Below are 15,500 nucleotides of genomic sequence, written 5' to 3'. Positions count from 1 at the left end.
TGAGGGCTGCGCCAGAGGGCCTCTGTGAAGCTTCTGTAGCGAGTGGAAGGGTTGCCCTGGGCGGGGTCAAGAAAGGGCAAAGGAAGCGCGCGTGAGTGGCGCGATTCCGACCGTACGGTTGCCGATAACCGCCCGTCCTGCCGGGCCTCGACCGTCCTTTCGACCGCTGCCCCGACAGGGATCCGGCCGGACCGTGCGCCGCCCCCGGTCAGCCGCGCCGCAGGAGCCGGGACGCGCCCGCCGCCACCGTCGTGGCCAATATCCACCCCAGCAGCACGAGGGCCGCCGCCGTCCACTGCCAGCCGCCCTCCAGCAGCCAGTAGCCGTCCTGCCCGAGGTTGATCACCGGTACCAGCAGATCCAGCGCGTACAGCGCGGGATTCCACTGCGGATGCTCGCCCCCCTTGATCGACTCCGGGCGGTACTGGGAGAAGGCCACCGCCCCCGCCGCCCACAGCACCGCCATCCAGACCAGGGCCCGCCCCGGGCGGTAGCCGTACGCCACCGTCCAGTCCTGCAGATAGCCCCAGATCCTTCCCGCCGGCGGCAGCGTCTCGCGCCGGCGCCGCTGCTTGGCCAGCAGCACCTCGCGGGCGTCCGCGTCCTCCCCACAGCTGCGGAGCACCGTCGCGAGGCGCTCGTACGGCTCCGGGACGTACTCCGGGGTCGCGGCCAGCACCCACTCCAGGCGCCGGGAGAGCGGGAAATGGCCGTACGGGACGAGGTTCTCGTACACGAAGCCGCCCATCGCCAGCCCGCCCGGACCGGGCCAGCTGCTCGACACGTCGATCAGGGTGACCACCTTCGCGCCGTTCAGCACGACCCGGCCCTCCCTCGGACGCTCCGCGTTGAAGCGCAGCTCGGGCGTGACGATCCGGCGCAGCGACAGCTCCTCGCGGTCGGCGAGCACGAACCGGGCCTTGTGCAGGTCCACCGCGTCCCCGAACCGCCCGTCGTCGAGCCGCACCGCGCCCCGGCACTCGAAGACCTGCGCCCGCGTCCCGCGCGCCGGACCACCGCCGCGCGCGACACCGAACGGGGGAGTGGTGCCCTGGTTCCCCGTGTCGATGCTCACCCACGCCTCTGTCATGTACAGCGTGCGCTCCACGCTCAGCTGCGGGGCGTTAAGCGCCCGCCGCCCGTCCGTGGCGCGCAGCCGGCTGCCGCGCAGGCTCAGCGAACCGCCGACCTTCGCCCCGCGCAGGCTCAGCTCGCCGCGCGTCTCGATCATCTCGGCCTGCAGGTCCTGCGCCACCGACATCCCGTCGCCCACGAAGGCGCGGCCGCGCCGGTCGGGGCCGATGCCGATCTGGTTGATCAGGAGGTCCGTGCCGATCTGGGCGTCGGTCAGCCGGACGCCGCGCTCGATCCGGCAGCGCGGCAGATGCAGATCACCCTCCGTGCGGAGCCGGGCCGCGTCCAGCCTCGGCACCGCGCAGCCCACCATCCGCAGCGTGGTGAAGTGGCACTCGGGCAGGACGACCTCCTGCTCGAAGCGGCAGCCCGTGAGCTCGACGTACGGAGACACCCGGCCGCCCGCCAGGTCGAGCTTCCCGGTGATCCGCAGGCCCCGGAGCTTCAGGGCGGCCACCCGCCCCGGCCGCGCGGGCGGACCGTCGAGGAGCAGGCGCGCCACCGTGCGCGCGCCGACACTGCGCTCGGGGCCCCAGATGTGCGGGGCGAAGGGGTCGTCGCGCACCGGATCGTGCGAACGCAGATCGTAGGTCGTGCCGTTCCGGAAGGACTGCCACATACCCAGCTCCGCGGCGCTGAGCCCGTCGGGGATCTCGCCGTCGTGCGGTTCGGTCACTGCCTCACCTCCGCCTGCGCGGTCCGACCCGCGCTTCGTACAGTCGTTCTTCCCTCTGTGTGACCACGTGAACGCTAATGGTCAGCAGTGACAGCCGGGACATGTATCAGCCAGTGATACGGGCGACCGGACGGCTGAACCGGTCTGAGAGAATTGCGGTGTGATCTCTCGAATCGATCTGCGCGGTACCGCCCTCCCCGAGGGTGGCGCCCTGCGCGACCTGCTGCCCCGTGCCGAGTTCGACGTGGAAGCCGCCCTGGAGACGGTGCGGCCCATCTGCGAGGACGTACGCCATCGTGGCTCGGCGGCAGTGATCGAGTGGGGGGAGAAATTCGACCGCGTCCGGCTCGACTCGATCCGGGTCCCCGCCGGCGCGATCACCGAGGCGCTGGAGCAGCTCGACCCCGCCGTGCGCGCCGCCCTGGAGGAGTCGATCCGCCGTGCCCGCCTCGTCCACCGCGAGCAGCGCCGCACCACGCACACCACCCAGGTCGTCCCCGGCGGCACGGTCACCGAGAAGTGGGTGCCCGTCGAGCGCGTCGGGCTCTACGTGCCGGGCGGGCGTGCGGTCTACCCGTCCTCCGTCGTGATGAACGTCGTCCCCGCCCAGGAGGCGGGCGTCGAGGGCCTCGCCGTCTCCTCCCCGCCCCAGAAGGAGTTCGGCGGCCTGCCGCACCCCACGATCCTCGCCGCCTGCGCCCTGCTCGGCGTCGACGAGGTGTACGCCGCCGGCGGCGCCCAGGCCGTCGCGATGTTCGCGTACGGCACCGAGGACTGCCTGCCCGTGAATCTCGTCACGGGCCCCGGCAACATCTACGTCGCCGCCGCCAAGCGCCTCCTCAAGGGCCGTATCGGCATCGACGCCGAGGCCGGCCCCACCGAGATCGCGATCCTCGCCGACGCGAGCGCCGACCCGGTGCACGTCGCCGCCGACCTGATCAGCCAGGCCGAGCACGACCCGATGGCCGCCGCCGTCCTCGTCACCGACTCCGAGGAGCTGGCAGCCGCCACCGAGGCCGAGCTGACGCCCCAGGTCGCCGCGACCAAGCACGTCACGGACCGGATCGAGCCCGCGCTGACCGGCCGCCAGTCCGCGATCGTCCTGGTCAACGACCTGGAGGACGGCCTCAAGGTCGTCGACGCGTACGCCGCCGAGCACCTGGAGATCCAGACGGAGAACGCCGCCGTCCTCGCCGACCGGGTCCGCAACGCCGGCGCGGTCTTCGTCGGCCCGTGGTCGCCCGTCTCCCTCGGCGACTACTGCGCCGGCTCCAACCACGTCCTGCCCACCGGCGGCTGCGCCTGCCACTCCTCGGGCCTCTCCGTGCAGTCCTTCCTGCGCGGCATCCACATCGTCGACTACACCCGCGACGCCCTCGCCGAGGTCACCCACCACGTGGTCACCCTCGCCGAGGCGGAGGACCTCCCCGCCCACGGCGCCGCACTCAAGGCCAGGTTCGGCTGGAAGGTTCCGCAAGCGTGACGAACAGCACCAACCCCTGGGACGCGCTCCCGATCCGCGACGAGCTCCGCGGCCAGTCCCCGTACGGGGCGCCCCAGCTCGACGTGCCGGTCCGGCTGAACACCAACGAGAACCCTTACCCCCTGCCCGACGCTCTCGTCGACCGCATCGCGGAGCGGGTCCGTGAGGCCGCCCGCGACCTCAACCGCTACCCCGACCGCGACGCCGTGGAGCTCCGCACCGAGCTCGCCCGCTACCTCACCCGCACCGCGGGCCACGAGGTCGCGGCGGCCAACGTCTGGGCGGCCAACGGATCCAACGAGGTCCTCCAGCAGCTGCTGCAGACCTTCGGCGGCCCCGGGCGCACCGCGATCGGCTTCGAGCCCTCGTACTCCATGCACGCCCTCATCGCCCGCGGCACCGGCACCGGCTGGATCTCCGGACCGCGCAACGAGGACTTCACCATCGACGTGGAGGCGGCGAAGAAGGCCATCGCCGAGCACCGGCCCGAGGTCGTCTTCATCACCTCGCCCAACAACCCCACCGGCACCGCCGTGGACGCGGAGACCGTCGTCGCCCTGTACGACGCGGCCCAGGCCGCCCGGCCCTCGATGGTCGTCGTCGACGAGGCGTACGGAGAGTTCAGCCACCGCCCCTCGCTGCTCCCGCTGATCGAGGGCCGCCCGCACCTGGTCCTCTCGCGCACCATGTCCAAGGCGTTCGGCGCCGCGGGCCTGCGCCTCGGTTACCTCGCGGCGGCACCGGCCGTCGTCGACGCGGTCCAGCTGGTGCGGCTGCCGTACCACCTGTCCTCCGTCACGCAGGCCACCGCGCTCGCCGCCCTGGAACACACCGATACGCTGCTCGGGTACGTCGCGCAGCTCAAGAGCGAGCGCGACCGGCTGGTCGACGCGCTGCGGGAGTCCGGCTTCGCCGTCACCGACTCGGACGCCAACTTCGTCCAGTTCGGCCGCTTCGCCGACAGCCACACCGCCTGGCAGCAGATCCTCGACCGGGGTGTCCTGGTCCGGGACAACGGCGTACCGGGGTGGCTGCGGGTCTCCGCGGGAACCCCGGCAGAGAACGACGCGTTCCTCGATGCGGTGCGCGAACTCAAGAAGGAGCACGACGCATGAGCCGCGTAGGCAGGGTGGAACGGACCACCAAGGAGACCTCCGTGCTCGTCGAGATCAACCTCGACGGCACCGGCAAGGTCGATGTCGCGACCGGGGTCGGCTTCTACGACCACATGCTCGACCAGCTCGGCCGGCACGGGCTCTTCGACCTCACGGTGAAGACCGAGGGCGACCTGCACATCGACTCGCACCACACCATCGAGGACACCGCCCTCGCGCTCGGCGCCGCCTTCAAGCAGGCGCTCGGCGACAAGGTCGGCATCTACCGCTTCGGCAACTGCACCGTCCCGCTGGACGAGTCGCTCGCCCAGGTCACCGTCGACCTCTCCGGCCGCCCCTACCTGGTGCACACCGAGCCGGAGAAGATGGCGCCGATGATCGGCGAGTACGACACGACGATGACGCGGCACATCCTGGAGTCCTTCGTCGCCCAGGCGCAGATCGCCCTGCACGTCCACGTCCCGTACGGCCGCAACGCCCACCACATCGTGGAGTGCCAGTTCAAGGCGCTGGCCCGCGCCCTGCGTTACGCCAGTGAGCACGACCCGCGCGCTGCCGGCATCCTTCCGTCCACGAAGGGCGCCCTGTGACCGGCCTCAACACCGTTCTGATCATCGTCGGTCTCTTCCTGGCCGGCGGCGTCTACTCCTTCTGGAAGCAGGGCATGCCCAAGGGCGTCGTCGTGCTCCTCGGGATCGGATCCGTGATGTGCCTGGTGGCGGGCATCATGCGGATCCAGGGACTCTGGGACTGAGGTAAGAGGACTGTGAGCGACAAGAAGAAGGTCGTCGTCTTCGACTACGGCTTCGGCAACGTCCGTTCCGCCGAGCGGGCCCTCGCCCACGTCGGCGGGGACGTGGAGATCACCCGCGACTTCGACACCGCGATGAACGCCGACGGGCTGCTCGTGCCCGGCGTCGGCGCCTTCTCCGCCTGCATGGAGGGCCTGAAGCAGGCGCGCGGCGAATGGATCATCGGCCGCAGGCTGTCCGGCGGGCGTCCCGTCATGGGCATCTGCGTCGGCATGCAGATCCTGTTCGAGCGCGGCATCGAGCACGGCGTCGAGACGGAGGGCCTCGACGAGTGGCCCGGCACCGTCGGACCGCTGAAGGCCGACGTCGTGCCCCACATGGGCTGGAACACCGTCGAATCCCCCGAGGGATCCCAGCTCTTCGCGGGCCTGGACGCCGAGGCCCGCTACTACTTCGTGCACTCCTACGCGGCGCACGACTGGTCCCTCGAAGTGACCAACGCCAAGATCCGTGCCCCCAAGGTCACCTGGGCCACGCACGGAGAGCGGTTCGTGGCCGCCGTGGAGAACGGCGCGCTGTGGGCCACCCAGTTCCACCCCGAGAAGTCCGGCGATGCCGGCGCCCAGCTGCTGACCAACTGGATCGAGACGCTGTAATGCCGAAGCTTGAACTGCTCCCCGCCGTAGACGTCCGCGACGGACAGGCCGTCCGCCTCGTGCACGGCGAATCCGGCTCCGAGACCTCCTACGGCTCCCCGCTCGAGGCGGCCCTCGCCTGGCAGAGCTCCGGCGCCGAGTGGCTGCACCTCGTCGACCTGGACGCCGCCTTCGGCACCGGCGACAACCGCGCGCTGATCGCCGAGGTGGCCGGCGCCATGGACATCAAGGTCGAGCTCTCGGGCGGCATCCGCGACGACGCCTCCCTCGAAGCCGCCCTCGCCACCGGCTGCCGCCGGGTCAACCTCGGCACCGCCGCCCTGGAGAGCCCCGAGTGGGTCGCCAAGGTCATCGCCGAGCACGGCGACAAGATCGCTGTCGGCCTCGACGTCCGGGGCACCACACTGCGCGGCCGCGGCTGGACCCGCGACGGCGGCGACCTCTACGAGACACTCGCCCGTCTGGACTCCGAGGGCTGCGCCCGCTACGTCGTGACCGACATCGCCAAGGACGGCACCCTGGAGGGTCCCAACCTGGGCCTGCTGCGGGATGTCTGCGCAGCCACCGACCGGCCCGTCGTGGCCTCCGGCGGCGTCTCCTCGCTGGCCGACCTGCGCGCGATCTCCCTGCTCGTCCCGGAAGGCGTCGAAGGAGCCATCGTCGGCAAGGCGCTCTACGCGAAGGCCTTCACCCTCGAAGAGGCCCTCAAGGCGGTCGCCGCATGACGGACTCCGTACGCCGCCTCGCCTCGGACGGCCCGTGGGAGGAGAAGTTCGGCTACTCACGCGCGGTCCAGCTCCCGAACGGACTCGTCCTGGTCTCCGGCTGCACGGCCGTGGTCAACGGCGAGATCTCCGCGGGCGGTCCGTACGAGCAGGCCGTCGCCTCCTTCCAGCTCGCCTTCGACGCCCTGAAGCAGGTCGGACTCGGCCGCGAGGACGTCGTCCGCACCCGGATGTACATCACGCACGCCCGCGACGTCGACGAGGTGGGCCGCGCCCACAAGGAGCTGTTCGACGACGTCCGCCCCGCCGCCTCCATGATCATCGTGTCCGGCTTCGTCGACCCCTCCCTGGTCGTCGAGATCGAGATCGAGGCCTACCGGGCAGGTGAGCGATGACCCTCGCCGTACGGGTCATCCCGTGCCTGGACGTCGACAAGGGCCGTGTCGTCAAGGGCGTCAACTTCCAGAACCTGCGCGACGCGGGCGACCCCGTCGAGATGGCCAAGCTGTACGACGCCGAGGGCGCCGACGAGCTGACGTTCCTCGACATCACCGCCTCCAGCGGTGACCGCGAGACGACGTACGACGTGGTGCGCCGCACCGCCGAGCAGGTCTTCATCCCGCTCACCGTCGGCGGCGGGGTCCGCACCCCCGACGACGTCGACAAGCTGCTGCGCGCCGGGGCCGACAAGGTCGGCGTCAACACCGCCGCCATCGCCCGCCCCGACCTGATCCGCGAGATCGCCGAACGCTTCGGGCGCCAGGTCCTCGTGCTCTCCGTCGACGCCCGGCGCACCCCCGAGGGCACCTTCGAGGTGACGACCCACGGCGGCCGCAGGGGCACCGGCATCGACGCCGTCGAGTGGGCGCACCGGGCGGCCGAACTCGGGGCGGGCGAGATCCTGCTCAACTCGATGGACGCGGACGGCACGAAGGACGGTTACGACACCGAGATGATCAAGGCGGTACGGGCCCACGTCACCGTCCCCGTCATCGCCTCGGGCGGCGCGGGCCGCCTCGCGGACTTCCCGCCGGCCGTCGACGCCGGCGCCGACGCGGTGCTCGCCGCATCGGTCTTCCACTTCGGTGACCTGCGGATCTCCGAGGTCAAGGGCGCCCTGCGCGAGGCCGGGCACCCCGTTCGCTGACCCAGGGCAGGGAGATCGCCGGTCGCGAAGACCGGCGATCTCGCCGATGTCCGCCCGGAGGGCGCGCCGCCAGAGTGGCGCCGTCAACAACATGACGGCGCCACCACGCGGTGCACTCCCGAAGGCCCCAGGACGACGGGGCGGCCGGCTGCCGCGGTGTGGTTCGCCACAACCGAGAGGATCCCCCCTCGTGCAGCAGCACCTCCCCTCCGGCGACATCTCCCCCCGCCAGCACCGGATGTCGAAGAGCCGCTCCCGCACCGTCAAGTTCGCCGTCGCGGCGGCGGCCGCCACGGCCGGTCTGGTCACGGCGCTGATGCCGGGTGCGCAGGCCGCCGACAATCCGTACGAGCGCGGTCCGGCGCCGAGCAATTCGAGTATCGAGGCGAGCCGCGGCTCGTACGCGACGTCCCAGACCACGGTCTCCTCACTGAGCGTCAGCGGCTTCGGCGGCGGCACGATCTACTACCCGACGTCTACCTCGGACGGCACGTTCGGCGCGGTCGTCATCTCACCCGGCTTCACCGCCTACCAGTCGAGCATCGCCTGGCTGGGGCCGCGGCTGGCCTCGCAGGGCTTCGTGGTGTTCACCATCGACACCAACACCACGGCGGACCAGCCGGCCAGCCGCGGTGACCAGCTGCTCGCCGCGCTGGACTACCTCACCGAGGACAGCTCGGTCCGTACCCGGATCGACTCCTCCCGGCTCGGCGTGATGGGCCACTCCATGGGCGGCGGTGGCACGCTGGAGGCCGCCAAGGACCGTCCGTCGCTGCAGGCGGCGATCCCGCTGACCGGCTGGAACACGGACAAGTCCTGGCCCGAGGTGAAGACCCCGACCCTGGTCGTCGGGGCGGACGGCGACACGATCGCCCCCGTCGCCTCGCACTCCGAGCCGTTCTACAACTCGCTGCCGAGTTCGCTGGACAAGGCGTACCTGGAGCTCCGGGGTGCCACCCACTTCACCCCGAACACGTCCAACACGACGATCGCGAAGTACAGCATCTCGTGGCTGAAGCGCTTCATCGACAACGACACCCGCTACGAGCAGTTCCTCTGCCCGCTGCCGTCCACGAGCCTGACGATCGCCGAGTACAAGGGCAACTGCCCGCACACCTCCTGACCGGCGGACCAGGGGGCCGGACCGCGTGCACGCGGTCCGGCCCTTCGTGCTGCTGCCCGGGCCGCCGGCTGTGGGACCCGGAGCGAAGACCGGCGATCTCGCCGATGTCCGGGCGGGGAACCACCGCGAAAGTGGCGGCAGGCCAATGAAGGTCGGCGCTACCGACGCGGTGCACTCCCGAAGGCCCCAGGACGACGGGGCGGCAGGCGGCCCCGGTGCGGTTCCGCCACAACCGAGAGGAATCCCCGTGCAGCAGCACCTCCCCTCCGGCGACATCTCCCCACGCCACCACCGGATGTCCAAGAGCCGCTCCCGCACCGTCAGGGGCGCCCTGGCGGCAGCGGCGGCGACCGCCGGTCTGCTCACCGCGCTCGTCCCCGGCGGAGCCCAGGCCGCCGACAATCCGTACGAGCGTGGTCCGGCGCCGAGCAATTCGAGTATCGAGGCGAGCCGCGGTTCGTACGCCACGTCCCAGACGTCCGTGTCGTCGCTGAGCGTCAGAGGGTTCGGCGGCGGCACGATCTACTACCCGACGTCCACCTCGGACGGTACGTTCGGGGCGGTCGTCATCTCGCCCGGTTTCACCGCCTACGAGTCGAGCATCGCCTGGCTGGGTCCGCGTCTGGCGTCGCAGGGCTTCGTGGTGTTCACGATCGACACCAACACCACGTTGGACCAGCCGGCCAGCCGCGGTGACCAGCTGCTGGCCGCTCTCGACTACTTGACCGAGGACAGCTCGGTGCGCAGCCGGGTCGACTCCTCCCGGCTGGGTGTGATGGGCCACTCCATGGGCGGCGGTGGCACCTTGGAGGCCGCCAAGGACCGTCCCTCGCTGAAGGCTGCGATCCCGCTGACCGGCTGGAACACGGACAAGACGTGGCCGGAGGTGCAGACCCCGACCCTGGTCGTCGGGGCGGACGGTGACACGGTCGCTTCCGTCACCACGCACTCGAAGCCGTTCTACAACTCGCTGCCGAGTTCGCTGGACAAGGCGTATCTGGAGCTCCGGGGTGCCACCCACTTCACCCCGAACACGTCCAACACGACGATCGCGAAGTACAGCATCTCGTGGCTGAAGCGCTTCATCGACAACGACACCCGCTACGAGCAGTTCCTCTGCCCGATCCCGTCGGCCAGCCTGACGATCGCGGAGTACCGGGGCAACTGCCCGCACTGATCCGGGGGGCGACCGGGGCCGGACCGCGCGTACCGCGGTCCGGCCCCTTCGCGTCGTCCGGTTCTCAGCCGCGGGAGAGGAACGCCGCGATGGCCTCGGCGAACCCGGGATCGCGCACCACCGTCAGGTGGTCGCCCGGCAGCACGGTCAGCTCGGCGCCCGCGATCGCCGAGGCCAGCACCTCGGGCCGGGTCGCGAGGGGATCGCCCGCACCGGCCAGGACCAGCGTGGGGACGGCGATCCGGTCCAGCGGGAGCGCGTCCCGGTGCACCGCCCGTATCTGCGCGGCCAGCGCCAGCCGGTCGCCGCCCGCCGTGTCGGCCAGCACCCGGAACGCCCGGGTCCGCTCCGGCGCGTCCGCCGCGTCGTCGGCCGTCAGCGCCGCCGAGACCAGTTCGGGCGGCATCACCCGGGTGTCCAGGCCGCCCACCTCCACCGCGCCCGCACCTATGCCCCCGGCCACCAGGCGGCTGACGCGCGCGTCCTCCGCCGCGACGAGGACCGCCACCACCGCGCCCATGGAATACCCCACGAGATGCACGTGGTCCGCGCCGATACGGTCGATGAGCAGACGCACGTCACGGGCCATCAGCGACTCGCCGTAGTGGGTGTCGTCGTGCGGCCGGTCCGACTCGCCGTGGCCCCGCGCGTCCAGGGCGTACACCCGCCGGCCCCGCGCCACGAGCGCCTCGACGACGCCGGGGCCCTCCCAGTTCAGCCGGGCGTGCGCGGCGAAGCCGTGCAGCAGGACCACCGGGGGCAGGGCGCCGTCCGGGTTCCGCCACCAGGACCAGTAACGCAGGGTCAAACCGTCGTGTGTACGCAATTCATCAGTCATGCACCGACGTTACGGGCGGCCGCCGCGGAACGGGCCGGCACTGTGCCCCGGCACAGCACGGACGCCGTTCCGTTGGGAGCCCGCACCGCTCCGGGCCGACCGGGAACAGGGAGCGGACGCGAGCCTTCCGACGCTGTTTACGCGGAAGTAACGTGAGAGCGTGACCCCATCGACGACCGTGCACAGTCCGCTCCGGCTGTACGGCCGCAGCGGTGAACTGGCCATCCTGGAAACCCTGTTGGGAAGGCTGCGGGCGGGGGGCGGCGGAGCGCTCGTGCTGACCTCGCCACCCGGCCTCGGCCGTACCGCCCTGCTGCGGCAGGCCGCCGCCCACTACCTCGGAAGGCACGGCGGGCCCGTCCTGTACGCCGCCGCGGCCCCCACCGAACAGCGACTGCCCTACAGCGGGCTGCACGCCCTCCTCTGCTCCGCCCCCGGCCCGCTGCCCGTCACGCCCGACACCATCCTGGGCTCCGGGATCACGCCGGGCGGCCTGCTCGGCCTGCTGCGGGGCCTGGGGGCCGAACAGCCCCTGCTGGTCTGCGTGGACGACGCGCACGCCTGGGACCCCGATTCCCGCGCCGCGCTCGGCTTCGCCGCCCGCAGGCTCGGCGCGGGCAGCCGGGTCGCGGTGGTGATCGGCGCGGCCGACGAGACCGCCTTCGCCGGGCTCCCCGCCCTGCGTCTCGGCCCGCTCGACGACGACGCGGCGACCGCGCTCCTGGACCGGCTCACCGACGGTACGGCCGATGTCGATCCCGTCGTGCGCAGCGAACTCCTGCGCGAGGCGGCGGGCAACCCACGGCTGCTGGCCGGACTGGCCGGCCGCCTCACTCCGGGGCAGCTGGCCGGGCGCACCGCGCTGCCGTACCCGCTCCCCGGCGCCGAGGGTGTCCTCGACGCGCACGCCGAGCACCTCGACGGCCTGCCGCCCGACACCCGCACCCTGCTCCTGCTGGCCGCGGCCGCGGAGGAGCACGAGCCGGACGGGGCCGGAGCCGACGCCGCCCTGCTGCTGAGGGCGGGCGCCCGGGCCGGGCTGGCGACCGCGCACCTCGACCGGGTGCTCTTCGCGCCCGCCGGCACCGCCGGAGCGCTCCAACGCACGGGCAGCCGCGTGCACTTCAGTCACCCGCTGCTGCGCCGTGCGGTCCTGCACCGGGCGCCGCCCGGCCGCCGCAGGGCCGTGCACGAACTGCTCGCCGGGCTGCTCGCCGGGCCCGGCTCGGCTCCGCTGCCCGCGCTCGTCCAGCTGGCCTGCGCGGCGCCCGGGCCGGACGCCACGCTCGCCGCCCAGCTGGAGGCCGCGGCCACCGCCCCGCGCCCGCACGGCGAACGGTCGGCAGCGCTGGCCCGCGCCGCCGCACTCTCCACCGACGAGGCCCTGCGCGCCGCACGGTTCACCGAGGCCGCCGAGCAGGCGCGGCTGGCCGGCGACACCGGCCGCGCCCGCGCCATGCTGGCCCGCGTCGGCCCCCACCTCGCCGGAGGCGCCGCACCCTACGTACGCGGCATGCTCGCCCTGCGCGACGGACCGGCCGCCGACGCCCGTGAAGCACTCCTGACCGCGGCGGAGCTGCTCGCCCCGCACGACCCGCGCCGCACCCTGGACGCCCTGTTCGGCGCGGCGGAGGCGGCGTGGGACATGGGGGACGCCATCGCGTACCTGGATGCCATGAACCGCATCCCCGTCGCCGCCGCCGACCGGTCCATGGCGCAGTACCGCGCCGGGATGTGCGCCGTGCTCGCCGGGCACCCCGACCGGGGCCACGCCCTCCTGCGGTGCTGCCTCGACTCCGCCGACCGCGCCGAGGACGCCGGGGAGCTCCTGCGGGCGGGCGCCTCGGCCCTGGTGCTCGGCGAGGTCGACGCGGCCTGCCGGGCAGGGGCCCGCGCCCTCGCCGTCGTACGCCTCCGGGGGCCCGAAGCCCTGCTGCCGCACGCCCTGGAGCAGCTCGCCTACGCCGAACTGCGCTCCGGGCAGCACGCCAGGGCCCGGGCCCACGCACTGGAAGGGCTGCACGCGGCCCGCCGTACCGGGCAGCAGAACTCCGCCACCCATCTGCACTCCGTGCTCGCGCTCGCCGCCTCGGTGGAGGGGCCCGCCGAGGCGTGCGCCGCCCATGCCGACGCGGCGCTGGCCGGGGCGGGGCCGCACGGTCTGGCCCAGGCCGCCATGCTCGCCACCTGGGCGGTCGCCCGCGCGGACCTGGCGGCCGGGCGGCCCGGTGAGGCGGCGGCCCGGCTCGGCCCGCTGGTCAGACCGGGGCCGGGGACGGGGCACTTCGCCACCCGGATGCTCGCCGTGCCGTGCTACGTCGAGGCGATGGTGCTCTCCGGCCGTGCCGACGACGGGGCCGACGAACTCGCCGTGGCCGTGGAGGAGTTCGCGCTGTGGACCGCCCGGACGACCGACCCCCAGGTTCCCGCCCAGCTGGCCCGCTGCCGCGCCCTGCTGGCGCCGCCCGAGGAGGCCGCCGCCCGGTACGAGGAGGCGCTGGCCCACCACGACCGCGCGGGCGGCGACTTCGAGCGCGCCCGCACCCAGCTCCTCCACGGCCAGCTGCTGCGCCGGCTGCGCCGCACCCGTGAGGCCCGCGGCCCGCTGCGCGACGCGCTGGTCGCCTTCGAACGCTGCTCGGCCCGCGTCTGGGCCGAACGGGCGGGCGGGGAGCTGCGGGCCGCCGGTGAGGCGGTGGACCCGCCGGACCAGAGCGGCCCCGGGCCGCTGGCCGGACTGACCCCGCAGCAGCAGCGGATCGCCCGCTGTGTCGCTGAGGGCGCCACCAACCGTGAGGTGGCGGTACGGCTCTCGGTGAGCCCGCGGACCGTCGACCACCATCTCCGCAACGTCTTCGCGGCGCTCGGGGTCAGGTCCCGGACCGAGCTCGCGAGGCTGCTGGACCGCTAGTGCCTCGTCCGGCCTGATCCGGGCGAAGGACCCCAGGTCTCCCGTCCGGATCGGGCCGGTGGGGCGAGGTTGCAGGACCGTGATGAGAAGAACCGCGCATACCTCTAGGTACCGACCGGGCGGTATGCCATTCTGCGGTCGTCAGGATCGATCGGTGTGCGCCCGCCCAATGCCGGGCCGGGCACACACCGGGGCCGGCCCAACCTCGGCCGGCCGATTCCCGGTGGAGGCCGCCATGCCACAGGTCGTACGTTCACGGATCAGGGCGCTGCACGGACCGCCCCCCGTAGCGCCGTTGCCGCACCGCTTCCGCTCCCTGGCCGACCGCGAGGCCGTAGCGGTGCTCCACCGGGCGGCCCGCGGGCTCCTGGAAGCGCTGCCGGAGCTCACGGACCGGCTGATCGAGGCGCTGCGGGAGCAGGAGCCCGCCTACCGCGCCGCGATGGAGACCGAGCCCGCCGAGATCTGGCAGGAGGTCCACCACTCCCTGCGGCACAACGTCGCCTCGCTCATCCAGCCCCGCGAGTTCCGGGAGGCCGCCCACCGCACCTCCCGGTGGATCGGCGAGAGCAGGGCCGAGCAAGGCGTACCGCTCGACGCGGTCATGCACGCCTTCCGGATGGGCGGCGCGATGGTCTGGCAGGACCTGGTCGACGACACGGCCCGGCGCCACCCCGAGGACACCCGGCTGCTCGTCCATGTCGCCGCCGACGTCTGGAACTTCGTCGACGAGCACTGCGGCGTGGTGGCCGAGGCGTACCGGCAGGCCGAACGGAGGCTCTCCTGGCGCCGCGAGAACCAGCAGCGCCTGATGACGGCGGCCCTGCTGGACGGCACCGCCAGGATCGCGGACCTGCCGGACGCCGCGGAGATGCTGGGCCTCCCGGTGCAGGGGCGTTATGCCGTACTCGCGGTCGCCGGGGCCCGCCGCGCCCCGCACGGCACCGGGCGTCCGCCGGTCGCCCTGGCCGAGGGAACGCCCGCACTCTGGCACTCGGCGGGGGAGGTGGAGCTGGCGGTCCTGCCGCTGGGGGCCGCCCCGGCGGCCTCCGAGCCGGAGCCTCCGTGCGACGGGGACACCGAGGCCGGGCCCGCCTCCGCCTCGGTCCCCGACGGTGAACTCGCCGCGCTCGCCGAGGGCCTGACGGCTCCTCCGGGCACCCGCGTCGGCATCAGCTCGGTGGTCGACGGGCTCGCCTCCGTCGGTGACGCGCGGCGCCTCGCCGAGACGGCGCTGCGCACCTGTCCGGCTTCCGGCGGCACCGTCCTGCTCGACGAGCACCTGCCCGCCGCGCTCGTCGTCTCCTCGCCCGGCCTCGGGACGGCACTCGCCGACCGGGTCCTCGGGCCGCTGGACCGGCTGGACCCGGCGGACCGGGACGTGCTCATCGAGACGCTGACCGCGTGGCTCGACTCGGACGGCTCGGCCCAGCGGGCCGGAGCGAAGCTGTACTGCCACCGCAACACGGTGCTGAACCGGCTGCGGCGGTTCGAGCAGCTGACGGGCCGCTGCCTGACGCGGCCGTCCGACGCCGTCGAGGTGTCCCTGGCGCTGGCGGCACGGCGGCTGCTGCCGGGCTGAGGGCGGCCGCCACGTGGCGGCGGGGGCGTCCGGCCTCGGGGGAGCCGGGCCCCGGGGGCGGCCCTCCCCGCGCCCGGGGCCGCCGACTGTGCGGCGGCACAGTCCTTCGCCGGGTGGGCTGTACCCGCGCCGCGCCCCGTCCCGGCCCCCTGTGCCGCACCCGCCCAGGCTGATGCCATGA

General features: G+C 73.2%; 14 protein-coding genes. 12 read left to right on the top strand and 2 right to left on the bottom strand.

Translation table 11 applies throughout. The annotated features are described in order from the left end of the window. Positions 1-208: 208 nt before the first annotated feature. Positions 209-1,810, bottom strand: a complete 1,602-nt coding sequence (locus OG379_RS10495; protein ID WP_393755566.1) for an oxidoreductase — start codon at positions 1,808-1,810, stop codon at positions 209-211. Between the two features lie 160 nt (positions 1,811-1,970). Here OG379_RS10495 and hisD point away from each other — a divergent pair, with 160 nt between their 5' ends. The 10 genes from hisD (at position 1,971) to OG379_RS10445 (ending at position 9,988) form a co-directional block, all read left to right on the top strand. Continuing rightward, complete coding sequence (hisD, locus tag OG379_RS10490; RefSeq protein ID WP_405661468.1) at positions 1,971-3,293, top strand: histidinol dehydrogenase; 1,323 nt, start codon at positions 1,971-1,973, stop codon at positions 3,291-3,293. Then, positions 3,290-4,408 (top strand): histidinol-phosphate transaminase, encoded by a 1,119-nt coding sequence (locus tag OG379_RS10485; RefSeq protein WP_405661466.1) that lies wholly within the window; start codon positions 3,290-3,292, stop codon positions 4,406-4,408. Before hisD ends, OG379_RS10485 begins: the two co-directional genes overlap by 4 nt. After that, on the top strand, positions 4,405-4,998 hold the full coding sequence (gene hisB, locus OG379_RS10480) for an imidazoleglycerol-phosphate dehydratase HisB (protein WP_031098999.1): 594 nt from the start codon (positions 4,405-4,407) through the stop codon (positions 4,996-4,998). The genes OG379_RS10485 and hisB overlap by 4 nt, the downstream gene beginning before the upstream one ends. Then, positions 4,995-5,162, top strand: a complete 168-nt coding sequence (locus tag OG379_RS10475) for a hypothetical protein (protein ID WP_164493711.1) — start codon at positions 4,995-4,997, stop codon at positions 5,160-5,162. The genes hisB and OG379_RS10475 overlap by 4 nt, the downstream gene beginning before the upstream one ends. Before the next feature lie 12 nt (positions 5,163-5,174). Next, positions 5,175-5,816: an imidazole glycerol phosphate synthase subunit HisH gene (gene hisH / locus OG379_RS10470; RefSeq protein WP_405661463.1), complete on the top strand. Its 642-nt coding sequence runs from the start codon at positions 5,175-5,177 to the stop codon at positions 5,814-5,816. Then, complete coding sequence (gene priA, locus OG379_RS10465) at positions 5,816-6,541, top strand: bifunctional 1-(5-phosphoribosyl)-5-((5-phosphoribosylamino)methylideneamino)imidazole-4-carboxamide isomerase/phosphoribosylanthranilate isomerase PriA (RefSeq protein ID WP_393755549.1); 726 nt, start codon at positions 5,816-5,818, stop codon at positions 6,539-6,541. The genes hisH and priA overlap by 1 nt, the downstream gene beginning before the upstream one ends. Continuing rightward, on the top strand, positions 6,538-6,936 hold the full coding sequence (locus OG379_RS10460) for a RidA family protein (protein WP_393755547.1): 399 nt from the start codon (positions 6,538-6,540) through the stop codon (positions 6,934-6,936). The genes priA and OG379_RS10460 overlap by 4 nt, the downstream gene beginning before the upstream one ends. Beyond that, positions 6,933-7,688, top strand: coding sequence for an imidazole glycerol phosphate synthase subunit HisF (gene hisF, locus OG379_RS10455; RefSeq protein ID WP_362930379.1), 756 nt, complete (start codon positions 6,933-6,935; stop codon positions 7,686-7,688). The genes OG379_RS10460 and hisF overlap by 4 nt, the downstream gene beginning before the upstream one ends. Positions 7,689-7,878: 190 nt before the next feature. Continuing rightward, positions 7,879-8,811 (top strand): alpha/beta hydrolase family protein, encoded by a 933-nt coding sequence (locus tag OG379_RS10450; RefSeq protein WP_393755544.1) that lies wholly within the window; start codon positions 7,879-7,881, stop codon positions 8,809-8,811. 247 nt (positions 8,812-9,058) lie between these two features. Further along, positions 9,059-9,988 (top strand): alpha/beta hydrolase family protein, encoded by a 930-nt coding sequence (locus tag OG379_RS10445; protein ID WP_393755542.1) that lies wholly within the window; start codon positions 9,059-9,061, stop codon positions 9,986-9,988. Positions 9,989-10,052: 64 nt separating this feature from the next. Here the strand turns inward: OG379_RS10445 and OG379_RS10440 are convergent, their stop codons facing one another. Further along, positions 10,053-10,826, bottom strand: coding sequence for an alpha/beta fold hydrolase (locus tag OG379_RS10440; protein ID WP_405661459.1), 774 nt, complete (start codon positions 10,824-10,826; stop codon positions 10,053-10,055). Positions 10,827-10,986: 160 nt separating this feature from the next. Between OG379_RS10440 and OG379_RS10435 the strand changes: the two genes are divergently transcribed. Both OG379_RS10435 and OG379_RS10430 read left to right on the top strand, forming a co-directional pair. Beyond that, on the top strand, positions 10,987-13,737 hold the full coding sequence (locus OG379_RS10435; protein WP_405661456.1) for an AAA family ATPase: 2,751 nt from the start codon (positions 10,987-10,989) through the stop codon (positions 13,735-13,737). A 235-nt stretch (positions 13,738-13,972) separates the two neighbouring features. Continuing rightward, a complete protein-coding gene (locus OG379_RS10430) occupies positions 13,973-15,319 on the top strand; it encodes a PucR family transcriptional regulator (protein WP_405661454.1) in 1,347 nt (448 codons plus the stop codon). The last annotated feature ends 181 nt before the right edge of the window (positions 15,320-15,500 follow it).

Source organism: Streptomyces sp. NBC_01166 (assembly GCF_045039765.1).
Taxonomy (GTDB): Bacteria; Actinomycetota; Actinomycetes; order Streptomycetales; family Streptomycetaceae; genus Streptomyces.
Note: the sequence above shows the minus strand (reverse complement) of the source record. Positions and strands in the feature narration are given on the sequence as shown.

Excerpts from the sequence above, each read along its gene's own strand:
- hisB (WP_031098999.1), top strand. The coding sequence starts at position 4,405 with ATGAGCCGCGTAGGCAGGGTGGAACGGACCACCAAGGAGACCTCCGTG.
- priA (WP_393755549.1), top strand. The coding sequence starts at position 5,816 with ATGCCGAAGCTTGAACTGCTCCCCGCCGTAGACGTCCGCGACGGACAG.
- OG379_RS10460 (WP_393755547.1), top strand. The coding sequence starts at position 6,538 with ATGACGGACTCCGTACGCCGCCTCGCCTCGGACGGCCCGTGGGAGGAG.
- hisF (WP_362930379.1), top strand. The coding sequence starts at position 6,933 with ATGACCCTCGCCGTACGGGTCATCCCGTGCCTGGACGTCGACAAGGGC.
- OG379_RS10440 (WP_405661459.1), bottom strand. The coding sequence starts at position 10,826 with ATGACTGATGAATTGCGTACACACGACGGTTTGACCCTGCGTTACTGG.
- OG379_RS10430 (WP_405661454.1), top strand. The coding sequence starts at position 13,973 with ATGCCACAGGTCGTACGTTCACGGATCAGGGCGCTGCACGGACCGCCC.